Source organism: Pseudomonas baetica (genome assembly GCF_051216495.1).
GTDB lineage: Bacteria > Pseudomonadota > Gammaproteobacteria > Pseudomonadales > Pseudomonadaceae > Aquipseudomonas > Aquipseudomonas baetica_B.
In genome coordinates this window covers 80,048-100,075 of record NZ_JBPKAM010000005.1, presented here as the reverse complement: position 1 = coordinate 100,075, position 20,028 = coordinate 80,048, and the positions used below count along the sequence as shown (strand labels likewise).

Genomic DNA, 20,028 nt, shown 5'->3' with positions numbered 1-20,028 from the left:
CGTTCGCTTTCGCGAGCAGGCTCGCTCCCACATTTTGATTTGTGTTGTTCAAAGTAGAACAGGCCCCGACAAGAATGCCGGGGCCTGCAATGGCCACATCCCTGTGGCCGTTCGCATGAACTCCAGAAGCGGCAGACGTATGACTCGGCCCGTCTACCGCACCTTCTCCCAGTCCAGGCGAGAAGCCTTGCCTTACTCGGCTTTCAGGCCGTCAGCGGAGACCGCCTTGACGCCTTTGATTTTCTTGGTGATCGCCACTGCAGTGGCTTTCTGGGCATCGGTCACTGCAACGGTGGACGACAGGGACACAACGCCTTTATTGGTTTCGACTTTGATGTCGGTGCCAGGAATGCCTTTTTCAGTCACCAGGTCGGCTTTGACTTTGGTGGTAATCCAGGTATCGGAAGTAGCCTCCGTGGCCTTGGTCATTTCACCGGCTGCCAGCGTCATTGGCGCCTGGGTGGCTTGAGTCTGTGCAAACGCGACATTGGCCATGGTCAGGGTCAGCGCGGTAGCAGTAGCGGCAGCGATAGCGAACTTCTTCATACGAGTAACTCCTGTTTTTCTGGAAATTCTGCCGGGTGTCATGTCAGCAGGGTTATCAGGGATAGTGCGAACGCTGTGCCAACTTTGAGACACCCAATAAACCTTTATAAATCAGCCAGTTATGAAATCAGCTATTTTCCAGGATCATGCAAAATGCATGACTGGAGGATTCTCTACATGCAAGTTGCGGGTTTTGAAGAAGGCCTAAGGCCATGAATTGTGGGAGGTTTTCTCTTTTACATCGGTGCAGGAATAAAAATGCCCGGCCCTGTGAAGGACGGGGCATTTTTATATGCAAAGTATAGATCGTTAGCCGCCGCAGCCTTTCGGCGCATAATCTGCGGCAACACTTGTGGCACACGTCCAGCCTTTTGTGGCATCTCGAGAAAGCGTAACGGTCGCACCTGAAATCACCGCTGGCGCACCTTTCAACGTGCATACCATTCCGGGTGTGGTACCGGTGGCAGCGGTAATCGTGCAGTTCTGTGTATCGCCCCCCGGGGCAAATACAGCGGCAGTAGGGGCAGCCGTACCTGAGTTGACTGCATCCTCATAGTTGACCTTCAGCGCGGAAATTTCCGCGACACCTGCCGTCACCTTTGCCCGCGCCTGATACTTGGAATAGGCGGGAATCGCAAACGTCGCCAGTATCCCGATGATCGCCACCACGATCAGCAGTTCGATCAAGGTAAAACCTTTTTGGGTGTTCATAGACAGCCTCCGTGCATGAGTCGAAATCTCATGATCCGATCTGTCTCAGCACAGCCCATGCCAAGCGCCGTATGCCCTGAAGGCGGGGCACATGGCCGCGGCGACGCCCTTTCCTACTCCCAGGAACCGCACTATCTGACGTTTTTTGTCACCTCACCGTCGCTGGTTTGGTTCCGTCGCTTGACTAGGCTATAAGTCATCCAACGGTCTTCGCCCGGTATCACAATGAATGACATCGCTCTCAGCGGCCTGGCCAAGCAATTGGTCCTGGCCGAGCTGCTCACCGACAAAAGCGCGCAACAGGCCTCGCAACAAGCCCAACGTAATCGCCTCTCCCTGGTCAGTTACCTGGTACAGAACAAACTGGTGAAAAGCCGCCAGGTCGCCGAGATTGCCTCGGAGCACTTCGGCATGGCCCTGATGGACCTCAACAGCCTCGACAAGGAAACCCAGCCCAGGGGCCTGGTCAGCGAAAAACTGGTCCGTCAGCACCACGCCCTGCCCCTCTGGCGCCGCGGCAACAAGTTGTTCGTGGGCATTTCCGATCCGACCAACCACCAGGCCATCAACGACATTCAGTTCAGCACTGGACTGACCACCGAAGCGATTCTGGTTGAGGACGACAAGCTCAGCGATGCCATCGAAAAATTCTTCGATAGCCATGGCACCGGCCTGGAAGACATGGGCGACGTTGATCTTGACGGCGTGCACATCGAGTCGAGCGATGAGCGACAGGACATCGTCGGCGGCCAGGAAGCCGATGATGCGCCGGTGGTGCGCTTCGTTCACAAGATGCTGTTTGATGCGATCAGGAGCGACTCCTCCGACCTGCATTTCGAGCCCTACGAAAAAATCTACCGCGTGCGCATGCGCACCGACGGCATGTTGCGGGAAGTCGCCAGACCGCCGATCCAGTTGGCTAGCCGCATCGCCGCGCGGCTCAAGGTCATGGCCAGCCTCGACATATCCGAGCGTCGCAAGCCCCAGGACGGGCGAATCAAAATGCGCCTGTCCAAGAGCAAATCCATCGATTTCCGGGTCAACACCCTGCCGACCCTGTGGGGCGAAAAAGTGGTGATCCGGATCCTCGACCCGTCCAGCGCGCAAATGGGCATCGATTCCCTCGGCTACGAGCCCGATCAGAAAGACCTGTACATGACCGCGCTCAAGCAGCCCCAGGGCATGATCCTGGTGACAGGTCCCACCGGCTCGGGCAAAACCGTTTCGCTCTACACCGGGCTGAACATCCTCAACACCGTGGACATCAATATCTCCACCGCCGAAGACCCGGTGGAAATCAACATGGAAGGCATCAATCAGGTCAACGTCAATCCAAAGCAAGGCATGGATTTCGCCCAGGCCCTGCGTTCGTTTCTGCGCCAGGACCCGGATGTGATCATGGTCGGCGAGATCCGTGATCTCGAAACCGCCGAAATCGCCATCAAGGCCGCCCAGACCGGGCACCTGGTCTTGTCGACGCTGCACACCAACAGCGCCGCGCAAACCCTGACCCGCCTGCACAACATGGGCATCCAGGGCTTCAACATCGCCACGTCCGTGAGCCTGATCATCGCCCAGCGCCTGGCACGCAAACTGTGCAGCCATTGTCGGGTACCCCTCGATATTCCACGCGAGACGCTGCTCAAGGAAGGCTTTCCCGAGGAACGCATCGGCACCTTCACGATCTATGAACCGGTCGGCTGCGAACATTGCAACGGCGGTTACAAAGGACGAGTGGGGATTTATGAAGTGGTAAAAAACACGCCGGACTTGCAACGGTTGATCATGGCCGAAGGCAACGCGCTGCAAATCGATGAACAGATGCGCAAGGACGGCTTCAACGACCTGCGCACTTCGGGCCTGCTCAAAGCCATGCAAGGCATCACCAGCCTTGAAGAAATCAACCGGGTTACCAAGGACTGAACATGGCGGTCAAAGCAGCGAAAATCAGCGTCTACGCCTGGGAAGGCACCGACCGCAAAGGCACGAAAGTCACCGGCGAGTTGAGCGGGCAGAACCCCGCACTGATCAAGGCGCAACTGCGCAAACAAGGCATCAACCCCGGCAGGGTCCGCAAGAAAACCACCTCGTTGTTCAACCTGGGCAAACGCATCAAGGCCCAGGACATTGCCCTGTTCACGCGGCAGATGGCGACCATGATGAAAGCCGGCGTGCCGTTGCTGCAGTCGTTCGACATCATCAGCGAAGGCTTCGACAACCCGGCGATGCGCACGCTGATAGACGAAGTCAAACAGGAAGTCGCGGCCGGCAACAGCTTCGCCAATGCCTTGCGTAAAAAACCCAAATACTTCGATGAGCTGTACTGCAATCTGGTGGATGCCGGCGAGCAAGCCGGCGCCCTGGATACCCTGCTGGAACGGGTGGCGACCTACAAGGAAAAGAGTGAAAGCCTCAAGGCCAAAATCAAAAAAGCCATGACCTATCCGCTGGTCGTCGTCTCCGTCGCAATGATTGTGACCGGGATTCTGCTGGTGAAAGTGGTACCGCAGTTCCAGTCGGTATTCGAAGGGTTTGGTGCCGAATTGCCCGCCTTTACCGTGATGGTCATCGGTCTTTCGCGGTTCATGCAGGAATGGTGGTGGATGATGCTCGGCGTGATGATCATGGCGATCTTCGGAGTACGCCACGCCTTCAAGACTTCACGGGGTTTTCGTGATCGAACCGACGCCTGGCTGCTGAAATTGCCGCTGGTGGGGGCCCTGATGTACAAATCCGCCGTCGCCCGTTTCGCTCGCACCTTGTCCACCACCTTCGCCGCTGGCGTACCTCTGGTGGAAGCCCTGGAGTCCGTGGCCGGCGCCACTGGCAACATCGTGTTCAAGCGCGCTGTACTGCGCATCAAGCAGGATGTTTCGACGGGCATGCAATTGAATTTTTCCATGCGCACGTCCGGCATTTTTCCGAACATGGCGGTGCAGATGACCGCCATTGGCGAAGAGTCGGGCGCATTGGACGACATGCTCGACAAGGTCGCAGGTTTCTATGAGGACGAGGTCGACAATATGGTCGACAACCTGACCAGCCTGATGGAACCGTTCATCATGGTGGTATTGGGTGTTATCGTCGGCGGCTTGGTGGTTGCAATGTACCTGCCCATCTTCCAACTCGGCTCAGCGATCTGACATGCCCCTGAACGAAATTCTGACTCACTACCCGCAGGTCTTCGTTTTCATCGCCGCACTGATGGGCCTGCTGGTCGGCAGCTTTCTCAACGTGGTGATCTGGCGCCTGCCGAAAATGCTCGAGCGCGAATGGCGGGTGCAGGCCCATGAGATCCTCGGGCTGCCCGGCGAAACGCCCCAACCCACCTACAACTTGCTGCTGCCCCACTCACAGTGCCCGAATTGCGGCCATCGGATCCGTGCCTGGGAAAACATTCCAGTGCTCAGTTTTGTGTTTTTGCGTGGACGCTGCTCGGCCTGCGCGACCCCCATCAGCAAACGCTATCCGTTGATCGAACTGGCCTGCGGTGCACTGTCCGCATTCATTGCCTGGCACTTCGGATTCGGCTGGTCGGCCTGCATGACATTGCTCCTGACCTGGGGCCTGCTGGCCATGAGCCTGATCGACGCCGAGCATCAGCTGTTGCCGGATGTGCTGGTGCTGCCATTGATGTGGCTGGGATTGATCGTTAACAGTCTCGATCTGTTCGTGCCGCTGCATGAAGCGTTGTGGGGCGCCATTGCCGGTTACCTGGCACTGTGCTCGGTGTTCTGGCTGTTCAAGCTGATCACTGGCAAGGAAGGCATGGGGCACGGCGACTTCAAGCTGCTGGCGATGTTCGGGGCCTGGGGCGGCTGGCAGATTTTGCCACTGACCATCCTGCTCTCCTCCCTGGTAGGGGCTGTTATCGGCGTGATTTACTTGCGTCTGCGCAAGGCCAAAACTTCGACGCCGATCCCCTTCGGCCCTTATCTGGCGATTGCCGGCTGGATTGCCTTGCTCTGGGGTGGTCAAATAACCGACTTCTATTGGCAGTTTGTCGGTTTGAAATGAATACCCCTGTGGAAAAACCCTGGATTCTCGGCCTGACCGGCGGCATTGGCAGCGGCAAAAGCGCGGCCGCCCAGCACTTCATCGACCTCGGCGTTCACGTGGTCGATGCCGATCATGCGGCGCGCTGGGTGGTGGAGCCGGGCCGACCGGCACTGGCGAAAATCGCCGAACACTTCGGTCCCGGCGTGTTGCAGGCCGATGGACAACTGGATCGCGCGGCCTTGCGCAAACTGATCTTTGAAGTGCCGGATGAACGCCGCTGGCTGGAAGCCTTGCTGCATCCGCTGATCGCCGAGGAAATCGCACATCACCTGGCACTGGCAAAATCACCGTACGCGATTCTGGTTTCGCCGCTGCTGATCGAGTCAGGCCAATACGCCATGACCCAGCGGGTGCTGGTGATCGATGCCCCCGAACAGCTCCAGATCGAACGCACCCTGCAGCGTGACCAGACCAGCGAACAGCAGGTCCAAGCGATCCTCAAGGCCCAATCGAGCCGCCAGGATCGCGTTAGCCACGCCAACGAGGTGGTAGTCAACGACCGCGACCTCGCCTGGCTGCACAGCGAAGTCGAACGCCTGCATCACTTTTACCTTACTTTGCGTGGAGGCCAGTCATGAGCCAGATCCCAACCGTCGAATGCCCAACCTGCGGCGCCCCTGTCGAATTCAGCCCCGAAAGCAAATACCGGCCGTTCTGTTCCGACCGTTGCAAACTGATCGATCTGGGCGCCTGGGCCTCGGAAGAGCACAAGATTCCGGTGGCCCCCGATGCCGAGGACGAGTTGTTCAGCGGTGATTTCGACCCGCGTCACTGATCATGATGGACGGGCGTCCTTTGTGACGGATTTACCCCCCAAATAGCCGTCAGATACCGAGTGCTATACTTCTTTCGGGTTGCATGAAGAGCGCAACGTTCCCCCGCGTACACCCATTGCGACGGAAAGTCTCAGTTAAAAGCTGCAGGACAGAGGAGGTCTACAGCATAAAAAACGAGATGGGAGGTGTGGCATGAATCGGCACTATTACATCAGTGACAATCTCGACGATCTTGAATCCGTTGAAAATGAACTGGAAGCCAACGGCATCAACACCGAACAAATTCATGTACTCAGTGAAAAAGTTGCTGATGTTGAAGAACATCATCTCCACGAAGTTAATTCGTTAATGAAACAAGATGTCGTTCACTCCGGCGAGATTGGTGCGGTGGTCGGCATTCCACTCGCAGCGCTGATCCTCGGCGGCGCTTGGTGGCTGGGCTGGCATGAATCCGCCGTGGGCTGGATGCCCTTCATCTTCCTTGCCGTTGTCGTATTGGGCTTCTGCATCTGGGAAGGCGGCTTTTTTGGAATCCAGGTACCCAACGCTCACTTCCGCAATTTCAAACAGATGGTAGACGCGGGCAAACATGTCTTCTTCGTGGATGTTGAGCCGAATCAGGAGTCAGTACTGGAACGGGTCATCGAACACCATCCAAAACTGACGGTCGCTGGCACGGGAACGGCAGCCCCCCACTGGACAGTGGCCTGGCTGCACAGATGGCATCAGTTCAAGCGAACGATTTAAAACCAGCCATAGCGTAATGCTGTCTTATGTAGGAGCGAGCTGGCTCGCGATGGTCGTTAACGATTGCGCGTGCTTGCTGATTAAACGCAGCGTCCTGGAGTCCATCGCGAGCAAGCTCGCTCCTACAAAACTATCCAGACGTTGCTTACTGGCCGAAGAAAATGACCCGACTGAGGAAAACATAGTCCGCCTCGGTGGCCATCAATCCGACGAGCACCAGTAAGCACAAGGGTGGAACCAATATGGCGTACACCAGAGCCAACCGTTCCCAGGCCATGTGCATGAAAATGGAGACAATCAAACCCGCCTTCAACAACATGAACGTGATAATCAGGGTCCACCTGAGGTAGCCATGGAAGTGGAAGTAATCGACCAGATACGACAGCGTGCTGAGGACGAATAACAGCCCCCAGATTTTCAGGTACAAACCGATTGGATGTTGCTGACCTTGAGCATGCGCCATCATCAATGCTCCTCTACCACAAATAGAAGAACGCAAAAATAAACACCCACACCAAATCCACGAAGTGCCAATAAAGCCCGGCTATCTCGACATTCTGATAGTTTCCGGAGCGCTCATAGTCTCCTCGCAATACTTTCATCGCCACGATGCTTAGGTAGATCGCACCGATCGATACATGCAGTCCGTGGAAACCGGTAATCATGAAAAAGCTGGCACCAAATTGCGCCGCCCCCATGGGGTTGCCCCAAGGACGTACCCCTTCGGCGATGAGCTTGCTCCATTCAAAAGCCTGCATGCCGACGAAGGTCACGCCCAGGGCAGCGGTCGCCAGCATCAGCACCGTGGTTTTCGCACGATCACGGCGATAGGCGAAGTTCACGGCCATGGCCATCGTGCCACTGCTACTGATCAGCACGAAGGTCATGATGGCGATTAGAATGAGCGGGATTTCCTTGCCGCCGATCGTCAACGCAAACACTTCACTGGGATTGGGCCAGGCGTCGGTGATCGTCATGCGAACCGACATGTAGCCAGTCAAAAAGCAGGTGAATATGAACGTGTCGCTGAGCAGGAAGATCCACATCATCGCCTTGCCCCAAGGCACCTGCTTGAATGCGTCCTTGTCCGAAGCCCAGTCGCTGGCGATGCCCTGCCATCCCGGTTCAGGCGGCAGGCTGGGTGGATTGGATGACCCGGGTTCGGCCGGGGCTTGCGGATGCGATGCCATGGTTGTTCACCTCAGGCCGCAGAGCCTGGCGATGGCTTCATAGGTTTGTGGTGTGCTGGCCAGCAGCGCGAACAGCACGAACCAGAGCGCCAGCAGGTAATGCCAATAGGTCGTGCAGAGTTCGACACTGAGGCGCAGTTGCGGCAGCGGCACGCGAAGCAGGAGTTTGCCGCCGATCCACCCCCAGGCGATCAGCCCGCCCAGCAGGTGGAGCCCATGCATGCCGGTCAGCAGATAGAAGAAACTGTTGGCCGGGTTACTGGCGACAAAGTAGCCCCAGGCCACAAATTGCTGCCAGACCCAGAGTTGTCCCGCCAGAAAGGCAATGGCAAACACGCCACCCAATGCAAAGCCCATGACGGTTGCGCCCAGTCGCGACTGCCGAGCGGCCATGCGCGCCCCTTGCAGTGCGATGCAACTGAACACCAGAAAAGCCGAATTCACCCAGAGTTGCCATGGGTTGGCCAATGGCGCCAGGGGTTCTGTCAGGGGCCGCCAGTCGACCATTTGCGAGCGGGCGATAAAGGCAATCAGGAAGAGAAAGAACAGCGAACTCACCACCGCCAGAAACAAACGCAGGCCTGTCTTGGCGATTTGGCTTCTACGGGCGGCCAACGCGTTTGACGGTTCTCGCCTCCAACTGCCGCCTGAGTCTGCGCCGTCGGCGTTTCTCAAAAACAGACTGTTCATGGTTTAACGTCCGCTTGATTGGCGCCGGCGCCTCGTTGCCGCAGTTGCTCCAACGCCTCGGCGGAAACCGTTTGCGGAACGAAATCCTGTTCTATGCCCGGCACGCTGTAGTCATAGGCCCAACGATGCACGACCGGCAACTTCTCTCCCCAGTTACCGTGTTTCGGCGGGGTGTCCGGCGTTTGCCATTCCAGACTGGCCGCGCCCCAGGGATTACTGCCGGCGGGTTTGCCCTTGAAGACACTCCAGGCCATGTTGAACACAAACAACAGTTGGGAAACACCGACGGTTAATGCGACCACCGTAATGAAGGCATTCAACTCATGCGCCGACTGCGGAATGAACGCGTAGTTGTCAAAGGCGTAATACCGGCGAGGCATGCCCTGAAAACCCAGATAGTGCATGGGGAAGAAGATGGCGTAGGTGCCCAGAAAGGTTATCCAGAAATGTAACTTGCCCAGGGTGTCGTTGAACATGCGCCCAGTGACTTTCGGGAACCAGTGATAAATGCCGCCGAACACCACCAGTACCGGCGCGACACCCATGACCATATGGAAATGCGCAACGACGAAATAGGTATCGGAGAGCGGAATATCCACAATCACATTGCCGAGAAACAACCCGGTCAGGCCCCCCACCAGGAAGGTGACGATAAAGGCCAGGGCAAACAGCATCGGCACGGTCAAATGGATATCACCGCGCCATAAAGTCAGGACCCAGTTGTAGACTTTCAGTGCGGTCGGCACTGCAATGATCAGGGTGGTAACGGCGAAGAAAAAACCAAAGTACGGGTTCATTCCGCTGACATACATGTGGTGCGCCCATACCACAAAGCTGAGCACGCCAATCGCAATGATGGCCCACACCATCATTCGGTAGCCGAAGATGTTTTTACGCGCATGGGTGCTGATCAGGTCGGAGACCAAGCCAAACGCAGGCAAGGCGACGATATAGACCTCGGGGTGGCCGAAGAACCAGAACAGATGTTGGAACAATATCGGGCTGCCGCCCTGGTGATCGAGCGTCTGCCCCAGCGAGACGATCGCCGGCATAAAGAAACTGGTGCCCAACAGCTTGTCGAACAGCATCATGATTGCGCTGACAAACAACGCCGGGAACGCCAGCAAGGCCATGATCGAGGCCATGAAGATGCCCCATACGGAAAGCGGCATGCGAAACAAAGTCATGCCGTGGGTACGTGCCTGCAACACCGTGGTGACGTAGTTCAGCCCGCCCATGGTGGCGGCGACGATAAAGATCGCCAGCGAGACGAGCATCAGCACGATGCCCCATTCAACCCCCGGTGTTCCTTGCGTGATGGACTGTGGCGGATAGAGCGTCCAGCCCGAACCGGTGGGGCCGCCGGGAACGAAGAAACTGGAAAGCAGCACCACGACCGCCAGCAGGTAAAACCAGTAACTGAGCATGTTGACATAGGGGAAGACCATGTCACGGGCGCCCACCATCAGCGGGATCAGATAGTTACCGAATCCCCCCAGAAACAAGGCCGTCAGCAAGTAGATGACCATGATCATGCCGTGCATGGTCATCGCCTGGTAATAAGTGCTGGCGTCCATGAATGCCAGACTGCCGGGGAAGCCTATTTGCATGCGCATCAAGCCGGACAACACCACGGCGATAAGCCCCACGAACAGCGCCGTCAACGAGTACTGAATGGCGATGACCTTGTGGTCCTGACTCCAGATGTATTTGGTCAGGAAACTTTTGGGTTCGTGCAGTGCTTCTGTTTCGGCTTGCTCCGCATAGGCCATCACGTCATCCTCCTGTCGAAGTTTCGGTGTTTTCCTGGCTGCTTTACGGTTGCTTCCCTGGTTCCGCCTTGCTCGTATCGGCGTCGGTATTGGCCTTGGATTTGATAAAGGCGATCAGTGCGTCCAGCTCCTTGTCGCTTGGCTTCATGGCCGGCATGACGGCTGCATAGCCTTGGACAATTTTTCCACCGGGATCGAGAACCGACTCTTTCAGATAGGCTTCGTCGGCCTTGATGCTCGTGCCGTCGGCAAGGGTGACGGTGGAGCCATATAGGCCCTGCCAGGTGGGGCCGATGCCCTTGTTGCCATCGACACTGTGGCAGGCCAGGCAGCCGAGGGACTGGGCCAGTAGTTGCCCCTGCGCCACCGGGTCCTCGCCTGCGCTGGCAGAGCCGTTATCGCCTTGCTGCGCAGTGCCCAGCGACTTGATCAGGGCCATGAGGGCACCCAGTTCATCGTCATTGAGAGTATAGGCCACCATGACTGGCGGGTAGCCCTGCACCAGACGGGCCTGAGGCGTGAGAATCGACTCTTTCAGGTAGGCCTCGTCGACCTGCACACGGGAGCCATCGGCAAGCTGTTCCGTGCGGCCATACAGCCCCTTCCACCCCGGGCCGAGACTGCTACTGCCATCCTGGCTGTGGCAAGCACCGCAACCGTACTTCTGCGCCAGTAAACGGCCCTTTTCCACCAGGCTATCCCGACCGGGCTTGGCCGCCGTCGCCAGTGTCTGCGCAAAGGTCAGTTGCGTACTCAGCCATTGATCAAAAGCGCCCTGCTCTTCCACGATCATCTGACCGCGCATGTTGTAGTGACCGACGCCACAAAACTCGGCGCAAAGCACTTCGTACCTCCCGGTTTTAGTCGGGGTAAACCAGAAGTACGACACCATCCCTGGCACCATGTCCATCTTGCTGCGGATTTGCGGGATATAGAAGTTATGCAGCACATCTTTTGAACGCAGTAATACTTTTACTGGTTTATTCAGTGGAAGTCTGACTTCATTACTTTTTATAAGTACATCGTCTTGTCCGGCAGGATCCTTGGGGTCAACCCCTAGGGGATTGGCCGCATCAACAAACTTGATGTCCGACTTTCCCAACTTTCCGTCCTGGCCGGGAAAACGATAAGCCCACTGCCACTGCTGGGCGATGACTTCAAGTTCATATGCCTCTTTCGGCGCCCGGATGAAATCGTTGTAAACCACCAGGCCTGGCGCCAACATCGCGGCAATGCCTATCGAAGTCACGACAATCAACCAGAACTCCAGTTTTTTGCTTTCTGGCTGGTAGTGCGCCCTGACACCCTCGCGGTGTCGATAACGCATGATCGCGACAGCCATGAATACCGTAATGGCGACGAAGAATATTCCGCTGATGATCAGGGTAATGAACAGTGTGGTGTCTATTGATCCCCAGTTGGACGCGGGTGGTGCTGCATGCCAAGGCGCCAGTAGATGAAAGAGCACGGATGCAATAACGATTAGAATCAAGATAATTGCTATTGCCATTTCTCTTCATCCTATTCCTGTTGCCCATGGGTTATGCGCAAGCATCGCCACTGTCATCCAGGCAGGTCAGGCAAATACCACCGGTGGTGGCAAAGTCAGTGAAAAGTATAGGTCGGCGAGCGAGACCCGCTTGCCAGCTATACTCAATATCGCATTACCCATGGCAGGGATCGGCCAGAAACGGCTCAAAAAGTCGAACCCTGCCCAGGCGTAACAGTCAGACAAGTGATGGCATTGAGAAGAGGCAAGCGCCTCAGAGTCCAGCAGTCCACCACGGAGATTTTCGTCATGAGCGCCCTGACGATCGAAGGCTGGTGCAAACCCAGCGCCGACCAGAAATCCACCCCAACGGGGGAAATCCACTTTTACGTCGATGGTCCCCTCCATGAGCGTTTGGAAGCAGCCGAAGAACGCCTGCAAACGACCCATGAACGCGAAGCCATGGTCGATGTCGACTTCGATACCCTGGAGTTGAGGGTGCCGGAGGGCTACGGCCCCTTGTCAGACTGCCAAATGCGCGTGTATTTGCACCACGAGCGTGGTCAGTTCCATCTGGTCGGGCACCGGGCGAGCGATGGCAGCCTGATCTACACCAACGCCGTGTTGATTGATCAGCTGATTGATTGAAACGCTGGAAGTAGCGTTGGAAATCGCCAGTCTTTGGCGGATTTGAAAGGACTCAAGACGGTGGATCGTCGTCCTTCCAGGGCGCCGAGAGATAGCGCGTGCGGTTGAAAGTCTCCAGCCATTCCGGGCAGAACACCACCAGCGCGCTGACCACCATGCCGTTGATGAACGCCTCGGGAAAAATGATCAGCCACAGGTAACCGATGAAATCTTCCAGCCAGTACGGCATGGCGAAACGTCCGTCGTACCACAGCAACGTCAGCGACAGCACCAGGCACAGCAACGCCGAGAGTGCGGCGGCGAAGAAACCGGAACAGAAGATGTAAACGAACAGGTTGCGCGGTTGCGCCCTCTCCACTGCGATCGCGCAACACTCGGTGACCAGCACCGGCAACAGAATAAACAGCGCGCCATTCACGCCCATCGCCACCAGATCCTGACGCCCCAGCAGCACCAACCCCGTTTGTGCCACCAGTCCACCGACGATTGCCAGCGGCCAGTCGAGCAGCAGCGTCACCGCCGTCATGCCAATGAAGTGATAGGACACGCCGGTATCGAAATCCCTGCGCACCAACCAGAGTGCGAACAGCGCGAACACCGTGCCGAACAGCAGATGCTGGCGCCGGCTGTCGCTGAACAACTCGACCCAGGACACCCGCGCAACGGCCCATATCAGCACCGGCACATAGATCAGCCACCCCAGGGTGAGGGTTTCGGATGACAGCAACTCGGCGCCGATCATGGCGGGGCACACTCCCTTGTCTTGCCGAAAGAGAACAGGCCCTCAGTCTACACCGCCCAATGTCGGGGATCGTTCATCACCGTTTCATGCTCGGCGAACAACCTGGGCAACTCGGCCTTGAGAAAATCCACCCACGTCCGGACCTTGGCATCGAGAAAACGCCGCGACGGATACAACGCATACACATTGCGCTGACGCGGGCGATAGGCCGGCAACAAACGCAACAAGGTGCCGTCGCTCAAGGGTCGCGTGGCGGTGTAAAACGGCAACAGGCTGATGCCCATGCCCGCCTCCGAGGCCTTGACCATCGACTCGGCGACGTTGCACTGAAAGGTCATGGCCGGGCTGACGGCGTGCTCGCCTTCATCGTCCTGGAACAGCCATTGATCGCTGTACAACGGATCGAGCATGCGCAGGCATCGATGGTCATTAAGGGCCTGCGGATGGCCCGGCACCCCCCGACGCTGCAGGTACTCCGGGGATGCGCACGGTACGCTGTAAATCTGCCCGACAGCCTGGGCGACCAATTGCGAATCGGCCAGTTCGTGGGCAATTGAAATCACCACGTCGTGCCCCTCTTCCAGGGGATCCGGATTGCGTTGCGACAGGGTCAGCTCGAACACCACATCGGGATAAAGCTCGCTGTAGCGGGCAATCAGCGGCGTGATCAACACTCCGAGGCCGCTCATGCTGTGCACCCGCAAGCGTCCGCTCGGCTTGAGATGAGCGCCGCGGGCTTCCGCTGTCGCCTCCTCCATTTCCTGGAGTATCGACCGACTGCGCAGCAGAAATCGCTCGCCGGCCTCGGTCAGGCTCAAGCGCCGCGTGGTGCGATGCAGCAGGCGAGCCTGCACATGCTGCTCCAGGTCCGCGACCAGTCGCGATACTTGCGCAGTGGATAGCTCCAGCGCATCGGCGGCGGCGGTAAAACTTGCGCAGTCGACCACACGGACGAACACACGCAAGTTGTTAAGCAAATCCATAAGCCTCCCTCGGGCTGTGACTGTTACGTTTCATGTAAAGCTGCATCAGGCGTTCGCCCCTTTATCCGTCGATGGCAAACACTAGACTTGAACCATCAAAACCCACACGGAGCACGCCATGATGAAAACGATTTTCAGCCTGTTTCTAACCCTCATCGCCACCTCGGTCATGGCCGCCGACAACGAGCCCCTCACCGTCCTGTACAACCCGGCGCAACCGCTGGACATCGCCAAGGTGGTTTCCGTGTCGGACACGGCGACGGCGTGCGGCGTCGTGCCGGCGACCATGGTCTACATCGATCATCAGGGGCAGACCCGTCGAGTGACCTACGAGGTCATGGGCGACTGCACGAGCAACCTGTGATCAGTGGCTCATAGCAGCGTCCAGGTGTAGCTCAGGATCAAACGATTTTCATCGATATCACTGCGGTAGTTGGAACGCGCCATCGCATTGCGCACACGGATGCCCAGGCCTTTGAACGTGCCACTCTGCAACACGTAACCGAGATCCAGGTCGCGCTCGCGATCCTTGCCTTCAAAACCTTTACCGGTATCGACATTGTTGCCCGTGATGTAGCGCACGGTGCTGGTCAGTCCCGGCACGCCGAGCGCCGCAAAGTCGTAGTCGTAACGCGCCTGCCAGGAGCGTTCATCGGTGAATGCGAATTCATAGGTGGGTACTTCGTTGCCCAGCGGCGAGATGTTGGCAAAGACCCGGGGAAATGCGCTGTCGCCGAACATGCCCTGATAGCCGACATAAAAGGTGTGACCACCACGCTTGGCCGACAACAGGGAGAAAAACGCCTGGTTGTCGATGTTGCCCAGCAACTTTTGACCGTCCTCACGGGAATCGAAGTAACCAAGATTGGCCCCCAGAACCCAGTCGCCCATCGGCTGGCTGTGCTTGAAACCCAGGAAACGCTGGTTGTAGATATCTTCCAGTTGCCCGAACCAGGCACTGACCGAACTGCGTTTGTCGTTGAAGACGTAATCGGCACCGGCAAAGTTGAAGCCATCGCTGCTGACCTGCCGTTGCGGTACGTGACCGAGCATGGCTTGCATCTTTTCGTCGCCGGCCTCATTGCGCAGGCTGGTCGTACTCAAATGACCGCCCTGCAGGGTCAGGCCATTGATCTCGCTTGAGCTGATGCTTGCCCCCTGATAACTCGGTGGCAGCAATCGGATATCACTGAACACCAGCACCGGCAGATTGGGCTGCAACTCACCCACCTTCAGCTCGGTTTTGGAGTAACGCACCTTCAACGCCCCTTCCAGACGGCTGTAATTATCCGGCGCGCGCCCGTCATCCTGCACCGGCAGCAAACCGGTGTTGACCCTGTCCGGGCTGCTGTCGAGTTTGAGCCCGAGCAGGCCGATGACATCCACGCCGAAACCGACCGGCCCTTGGGTGTAACCGGATTTGACGTTGAGGATGAACCCCTGCGCCCACTCTTCGGCCTTCGATTGCGGGTTGGTGCCGACGATGTCGGAGTAGTCCCGGCTGAAGTAGTAATTGCGCGCTTGCAAGGTGGCCGTGGTGTCCTCGATGAAGCCGCTCTCGGCTGCCATCGCACTGGTGGAAAAACCCGAGACGACCGCCATGGACAACACTGAACCGGTTGTTGGAAAAATCTGTTTCATCGTTTTTTCTCTTATTGTTATTGATCGACAGGTAGAAGGGCTTTGGCCGACGTGTTTTCGCTGCGAGGGATGGGACGACGAGCGCTTAACAGCAGGTGGGTGACCATGCCGAAAATCAGCCCCCAAAAAGCCGCGGACAACCCCAGCAACGACATGCCCGACGCCGTCGTCAGGAAGGTCACCAGTGCGGCTTCGCGATCACTCGGCACCGCCATTGCGCCGGCCATCGCTCCGGCAATGGCGGCGAATAGCGCCAACCCGGCCAGGGCCGCGATCAGCTCTTTGGGGAACGCCGAAAACAGTGAAACCAGGGTGGCGCCGAAGATCCCCAGCACCAGGTAACACAGGCCACCCACGACCCCGGCCACATAGCGCTTGCCGGGGTCTTCGTGGGCCTCGCGTCCAGTGCAAATCGCCGCCGTAATGGCCGCCAGATTCAGCCCGTGGCAACCAAACGGCGCCAACAACGCCGTGCCCAGTGCACTACTGGCAATGATCGGGCCGGCCGGCGCTGCGTAACCGCTGGCGCGCAGCACCGTCATGCCGGGCACGAACTGGCCGGTCAGCGCTACCATCACCAGCGGCAAAGCGATGTTCAGCGTCGCGCTTAGGCTGAACGCCGGGGTGATCCACACCGGCGTGGCCAAACCGATCACCAAGGCCTCGCTGTGCAAATCCCCGGCGAGAAACGCCATCGAGCAGCCCACCAACAGCACCATCACCACCGCGTAACGCGGCATTAGGCGTTTTCCCGCCAGGTACGTGGCAAACATCGCGAGTACCAGCAACGGTTTGCTCTGCAACGAGACGAACAACCCGGTGCCGAAGCTGAACAGAATCCCCGCCAACATCGCGGCCGCAATGGCCGGGGGCAGTTTGCCAATGATTCGGTCAAACGCACCCGACACCCCAACCAGGAAAATGATCAGGCTGCTGACCAGATAAGCCCCCACCGCTTCCGGCATGGAAATCCCCGGCAACAGCGCCACCAATAACGCCGAGCCCGGCGCCGACCACGCGATGATTACCGGTACGCGGTAACGCAGGCTCAAACCAATGCCCAGTACGGCGCTGCCGATGGAGATTGCCCAGACCCACGACGACAGCACTTCCCGCGACAGGTGTGCAGCTTCGGCGGCCTGAAAAATGATCACCAACGGGCCTGCGTAGGAAATCACCGTGGCGATAAATCCGGCGACTGCCGCAGACAGGGAAAAGTCCCGAAATAGCGTATTCATGAGACCTCGCCGACTGCCCCGTCAGGCGACGCGTGAAGCGAGCCTGGCTGCGGTTTTCTGGCGCTGCGCCGATGGCTGATGGCGAACACCGTCATGGCGATGGCGGCCACCGCACCGGGCAAGGCAAATGCCATGAAGTTCAGTTGCAGCGGCAGGCTGATCCCTAACAGAACACCGCCCAACAGAGGGCCGACGATCGCACCGTTGCGTCCGATGCCCGACGCCCAGCCCAGACCGGTGGAGCGAATGTTCATGGAATAGAACTGCGCCGCGCAGGCATACAGCAGGATCTGCGAGCCAATGGTGGTGGCGCCGGCAATAGCAATCAGCAGGTACAACACCGGCATCGGGCTGTTGAAGCCCAGCAAGGTGATCGAAACGGCCGCCAGGGCGAAGAACACCGACAACACACGCGGCAAGTTGAGCTTGTCACCCAACACACCACCGCCCACGGCACCGAAGATCGCCCCGAAGTTCAGCACTAACAGGAACGACAGGCTCGACCCCAGGCTGTAACCGGCATTGGCCATCAGTTTCGGCAGCCAGGAACTCAAGGCATAAACCATCAACAGGCAGCAGAAGAATGCCAGCCACAACATCAGCGTGCGCAGCGCCCGTCCCTCGCGAAACAGCTGCAACACCGGAGTGCCGGAGCCTTTCACTTCACTCATGTGCAGTTGATCGTCGGTTTTCGCGGTGTACGCCGGATCGACTCGCTGAAGGATGTTGCGCGCCTCTTCATGGCGCCCCTGGCGCAGCATGAAACCCACCGACTCGGGCAGAAAATACATGATCAACGGCAACAGCAGCAGCGGCACAACCGCCACATAAAACACCGCCTGCCAGCCGAAATTCGGAATCAACACGATGCCCAGCCCGGCCGAGAGCATGCCGCCCACCGAATAGCCACTGAACATGATCGCCACCAGGGTGCTACGGATTTTCTTCGGCGCGTATTCGTTCATCAGCGCCACGACGTTAGGCATCACGCCGCCAATACCCAGGCCTGCGATGAAGCGACAGATACCAAACTCCGTAGGGTTTCTGGCGAAGCCATTGAGCACGGTGAAGCCGCTGAAGAGCATCACACAGATCGTGATGGCCTTCTTACGACCAATCCTGTCTGACAGCGGGCCAAAGAACAGGGCACCGAACATCATGCCGAACAATGCATAACTACCCAGCGCACCGGCTTGCAGCGGACTGAGACCCCACTCCTTCATCAGCATCGGCAAAACCACGCCGTAGATCACCAGATCGTAACCATCGAAGATGATGATCAGGGCACACCAGAACAGCACCATCCAGTGGAAGCGGTTGAATCGTGCTTCGTCGATAACCTTGTGTACGTCGATTTCGCGCATGGCATTTATCTCTTGTTGTTGTTTTTCAAGACGCTCGCAAATGCGGCGAACGTCCCGTACAGCCGAGGGTAATGACGCCAGACACGTGGCAATATCCGCGCTGCGCAGATCGCTATCCGTTTTGTGCAATGGCTTGATAAGGGTTTGCAGGCGGGGATTTCGCACAGGGTTTTGCATCGGGGCGACAAACTGTTTTCTTTGCGATCACATTTGAGCGCTAAGCTTGGGCCTATGGATGACTCAGATTATTTACGCCTGCTGACCATCGCGGCCGAGCAAGCCAACACATTCCTGTCCAATGCCCGCAAATGGGAGCGGGAGCGTTGGGTGTGCCAGCGCCTGCTGCAAGGCTTGAACATTCCTTATCGCGCCGACGAGTTCGCCCCCGCCGGCGAACCCCCGGATGTGTTGTTTCGCGACGCCAGTTTCGAAGTGTTCTTCGTTCTCGACGAAGGCCGGCGCCTCAATGACGAATGGCGCGACGAGTTGCAACGCCGGCGCAGCGCGTTTTCCCTCAGCCAACTGGTTCGGCGCGAGGCCAAGCCCCGACGTATACCGGCCAATGAGTTTCTGCTGCGACTGGCGCCGACCTTGCGCAAAAAAGCGCATAACTACAAAGAACGCGGCATGGACCTGGGTGAGCTGGACATCATTGCCTTCGCCAGCCTCAAACGCGAAGTGCTGGACCTCAACAGCCATTTCCCGCCACCCACGGAGTACCTGCGCCAAGGCTGGCGTTCGCTCTCTCTGGTCGGCCCGACCTTCGCTCGCGTGCTCTTCGCGCATCCGGATGCGCCGGATTTCCTGCGCAGCAACCTGGGGCGCAGCATCGTTTTCGATGTCGGGATCAGCCTGTGAGTCCATTGCGGGAACTGATTGCCGAAGTGCCACAACAGGGTCGCGTCCGCTGGATTGGCGTGCGTCCGCAATCGCGCTCGTCGATGATCGAACTGGAGGCGGTCGAAGCACGGCTGGAGGCCGGCTTGACCGGCGATCACGCCCGCCCCGGTACGCGCAACGCGCGGCAGGTCACGCTGATACAGTGGGAACACCTGGCGGTAATCAGTTCGCTGATGGGACGCCCGGACGATCGACCGGTCAGGCCTGAAGAATTGCGGCGCAACCTCGTTATCAGTGGGATCAATCTGTTCAGCCTCAAAGGCCGACACTTCCGGATCGGCCAGGCAATTTTCGAAACCACCGGCTGGTGCCAACCGTGCGCACGCCTGGAAAACAACCTTGGTCGTGGGACGTTTCAAGCCGTGCGCGGGCATGGCGGAATCACCGCCCGGGTGTTAAAAAGTGGCATCATTCGCCTGGACGACACGGTGACCGTCGAGCCCATTCCCGAGACCGGCTATGCTCCGTTCATCGTTCGTTAAATCCGTCTGTAGCTTCTAAACATTCAGCAACGTCTACCTGACGAGGCCTT

At 57.9% G+C, this 20,028-nt stretch carries 22 protein-coding genes; 10 read left to right on the top strand and 12 right to left on the bottom strand.

Annotation, left to right across the window (positions count from 1 at the left end; all coding sequences use genetic code 11):
- Positions 1-192: 192 nt before the first annotated feature.
- Together ACSFE6_RS04095 and ACSFE6_RS04090 are read right to left on the bottom strand one after the other, a co-directional pair.
- Positions 193-546 (bottom strand): BON domain-containing protein, encoded by a 354-nt coding sequence (locus tag ACSFE6_RS04095; protein WP_435426382.1) that lies wholly within the window; start codon positions 544-546, stop codon positions 193-195.
- A 309-nt stretch (positions 547-855) separates the two neighbouring features.
- Entirely contained in the window at positions 856-1,257 is a 402-nt protein-coding gene (locus tag ACSFE6_RS04090; protein ID WP_435426381.1) for a pilin, read from the bottom strand.
- Between the two features lie 225 nt (positions 1,258-1,482).
- On the opposite strand from ACSFE6_RS04090, the gene pilB reads away from it, so the two are divergent.
- The 6 genes from pilB to ACSFE6_RS04060 all read left to right on the top strand — a co-directional run bounded on the left by pilB (position 1,483) and on the right by ACSFE6_RS04060 (position 6,839).
- A complete protein-coding gene (pilB, locus tag ACSFE6_RS04085) occupies positions 1,483-3,180 on the top strand; it encodes a type IV-A pilus assembly ATPase PilB (protein ID WP_435426380.1) in 1,698 nt (565 codons plus the stop codon).
- A 2-nt stretch (positions 3,181-3,182) separates the two neighbouring features.
- Positions 3,183-4,400 carry a type II secretion system F family protein gene (locus tag ACSFE6_RS04080; RefSeq protein ID WP_435426379.1) on the top strand — a complete coding sequence of 406 codons (1,218 nt, stop codon included), beginning with the start codon at positions 3,183-3,185 and terminating at the stop codon, positions 4,398-4,400.
- 1 nt (position 4,401) lies between these two features.
- Complete coding sequence (locus tag ACSFE6_RS04075; RefSeq protein WP_435426378.1) at positions 4,402-5,274, top strand: prepilin peptidase; 873 nt, start codon at positions 4,402-4,404, stop codon at positions 5,272-5,274.
- Positions 5,271-5,894, top strand: a complete 624-nt coding sequence (coaE, locus tag ACSFE6_RS04070; RefSeq protein WP_095196582.1) for a dephospho-CoA kinase — start codon at positions 5,271-5,273, stop codon at positions 5,892-5,894. Before ACSFE6_RS04075 ends, coaE begins: the two co-directional genes overlap by 4 nt.
- Positions 5,891-6,091 carry a DNA gyrase inhibitor YacG gene (gene yacG / locus ACSFE6_RS04065; RefSeq protein ID WP_435426377.1) on the top strand — a complete coding sequence of 67 codons (201 nt, stop codon included), beginning with the start codon at positions 5,891-5,893 and terminating at the stop codon, positions 6,089-6,091. Before coaE ends, yacG begins: the two co-directional genes overlap by 4 nt.
- A gap of 193 nt (positions 6,092-6,284) precedes the next feature.
- On the top strand, positions 6,285-6,839 hold the full coding sequence (locus ACSFE6_RS04060) for a magnesium transporter (RefSeq protein ID WP_435426376.1): 555 nt from the start codon (positions 6,285-6,287) through the stop codon (positions 6,837-6,839).
- A gap of 145 nt (positions 6,840-6,984) precedes the next feature.
- On the opposite strand, the gene ACSFE6_RS04055 is transcribed toward ACSFE6_RS04060, so the two are convergent.
- From ACSFE6_RS04055 to ACSFE6_RS04035, 5 genes are read right to left on the bottom strand one after another with little or no spacing between them, the layout of a single operon-like run.
- Entirely contained in the window at positions 6,985-7,302 is a 318-nt protein-coding gene (locus tag ACSFE6_RS04055; RefSeq protein ID WP_435426396.1) for a cytochrome C oxidase subunit IV family protein, read from the bottom strand.
- A gap of 13 nt (positions 7,303-7,315) precedes the next feature.
- On the bottom strand, positions 7,316-8,029 hold the full coding sequence (locus ACSFE6_RS04050) for a heme-copper oxidase subunit III family protein (protein WP_435426375.1): 714 nt from the start codon (positions 8,027-8,029) through the stop codon (positions 7,316-7,318).
- A gap of 6 nt (positions 8,030-8,035) precedes the next feature.
- Complete coding sequence (locus ACSFE6_RS04045) at positions 8,036-8,719, bottom strand: cytochrome c oxidase subunit 3 (RefSeq protein ID WP_435426374.1); 684 nt, start codon at positions 8,717-8,719, stop codon at positions 8,036-8,038.
- Positions 8,716-10,491 carry a cytochrome c oxidase subunit I gene (gene ctaD / locus ACSFE6_RS04040; RefSeq protein ID WP_435426395.1) on the bottom strand — a complete coding sequence of 592 codons (1,776 nt, stop codon included), beginning with the start codon at positions 10,489-10,491 and terminating at the stop codon, positions 8,716-8,718. The genes ACSFE6_RS04045 and ctaD overlap by 4 nt, the downstream gene beginning before the upstream one ends.
- A gap of 43 nt (positions 10,492-10,534) precedes the next feature.
- A complete protein-coding gene (locus ACSFE6_RS04035; protein WP_435426373.1) occupies positions 10,535-12,001 on the bottom strand; it encodes a c-type cytochrome in 1,467 nt (488 codons plus the stop codon).
- A gap of 288 nt (positions 12,002-12,289) precedes the next feature.
- Here ACSFE6_RS04035 and ACSFE6_RS04030 point away from each other — a divergent pair, with 288 nt between their 5' ends.
- The gene (locus ACSFE6_RS04030) at positions 12,290-12,628 is read left to right on the top strand and encodes a hypothetical protein (protein WP_435426372.1); all 339 of its coding nucleotides are present in this window, start codon (positions 12,290-12,292) and stop codon (positions 12,626-12,628) included.
- A 52-nt stretch (positions 12,629-12,680) separates the two neighbouring features.
- Here the strand turns inward: ACSFE6_RS04030 and ACSFE6_RS04025 are convergent, their stop codons facing one another.
- Both ACSFE6_RS04025 and ACSFE6_RS04020 read right to left on the bottom strand, forming a co-directional pair.
- Positions 12,681-13,370 carry an energy-coupling factor ABC transporter permease gene (locus tag ACSFE6_RS04025; protein ID WP_435426371.1) on the bottom strand — a complete coding sequence of 230 codons (690 nt, stop codon included), beginning with the start codon at positions 13,368-13,370 and terminating at the stop codon, positions 12,681-12,683.
- 47 nt (positions 13,371-13,417) lie between these two features.
- Positions 13,418-14,353 (bottom strand): LysR family transcriptional regulator, encoded by a 936-nt coding sequence (locus tag ACSFE6_RS04020; protein WP_435426370.1) that lies wholly within the window; start codon positions 14,351-14,353, stop codon positions 13,418-13,420.
- A gap of 121 nt (positions 14,354-14,474) precedes the next feature.
- Between ACSFE6_RS04020 and ACSFE6_RS04015 the strand changes: the two genes are divergently transcribed.
- Complete coding sequence (locus ACSFE6_RS04015; RefSeq protein WP_435426394.1) at positions 14,475-14,717, top strand: DUF2790 domain-containing protein; 243 nt, start codon at positions 14,475-14,477, stop codon at positions 14,715-14,717.
- Between the two features lie 8 nt (positions 14,718-14,725).
- On the opposite strand, the gene ACSFE6_RS04010 is transcribed toward ACSFE6_RS04015, so the two are convergent.
- The 3 genes from ACSFE6_RS04010 to ACSFE6_RS04000 are packed head-to-tail and all read right to left on the bottom strand — an operon-like array spanning position 14,726 to position 18,596.
- Positions 14,726-15,994 carry an OprD family porin gene (locus ACSFE6_RS04010; RefSeq protein WP_435426369.1) on the bottom strand — a complete coding sequence of 423 codons (1,269 nt, stop codon included), beginning with the start codon at positions 15,992-15,994 and terminating at the stop codon, positions 14,726-14,728.
- Positions 15,995-16,011: 17 nt separating this feature from the next.
- Positions 16,012-17,232, bottom strand: coding sequence for a benzoate/H(+) symporter BenE family transporter (locus ACSFE6_RS04005; RefSeq protein WP_435426368.1), 1,221 nt, complete (start codon positions 17,230-17,232; stop codon positions 16,012-16,014).
- A complete protein-coding gene (locus ACSFE6_RS04000; protein ID WP_435426367.1) occupies positions 17,229-18,596 on the bottom strand; it encodes an aromatic acid/H+ symport family MFS transporter in 1,368 nt (455 codons plus the stop codon). The genes ACSFE6_RS04005 and ACSFE6_RS04000 overlap by 4 nt, the downstream gene beginning before the upstream one ends.
- Before the next feature lie 231 nt (positions 18,597-18,827).
- On the opposite strand from ACSFE6_RS04000, the gene ACSFE6_RS03995 reads away from it, so the two are divergent.
- Both ACSFE6_RS03995 and ACSFE6_RS03990 read left to right on the top strand, forming a co-directional pair.
- Complete coding sequence (locus ACSFE6_RS03995) at positions 18,828-19,454, top strand: DUF1780 domain-containing protein (RefSeq protein WP_435426366.1); 627 nt, start codon at positions 18,828-18,830, stop codon at positions 19,452-19,454.
- On the top strand, positions 19,451-19,978 hold the full coding sequence (locus ACSFE6_RS03990; RefSeq protein ID WP_435426365.1) for an MOSC domain-containing protein: 528 nt from the start codon (positions 19,451-19,453) through the stop codon (positions 19,976-19,978). The genes ACSFE6_RS03995 and ACSFE6_RS03990 overlap by 4 nt, the downstream gene beginning before the upstream one ends.
- Positions 19,979-20,028 lie beyond the last annotated feature (50 nt).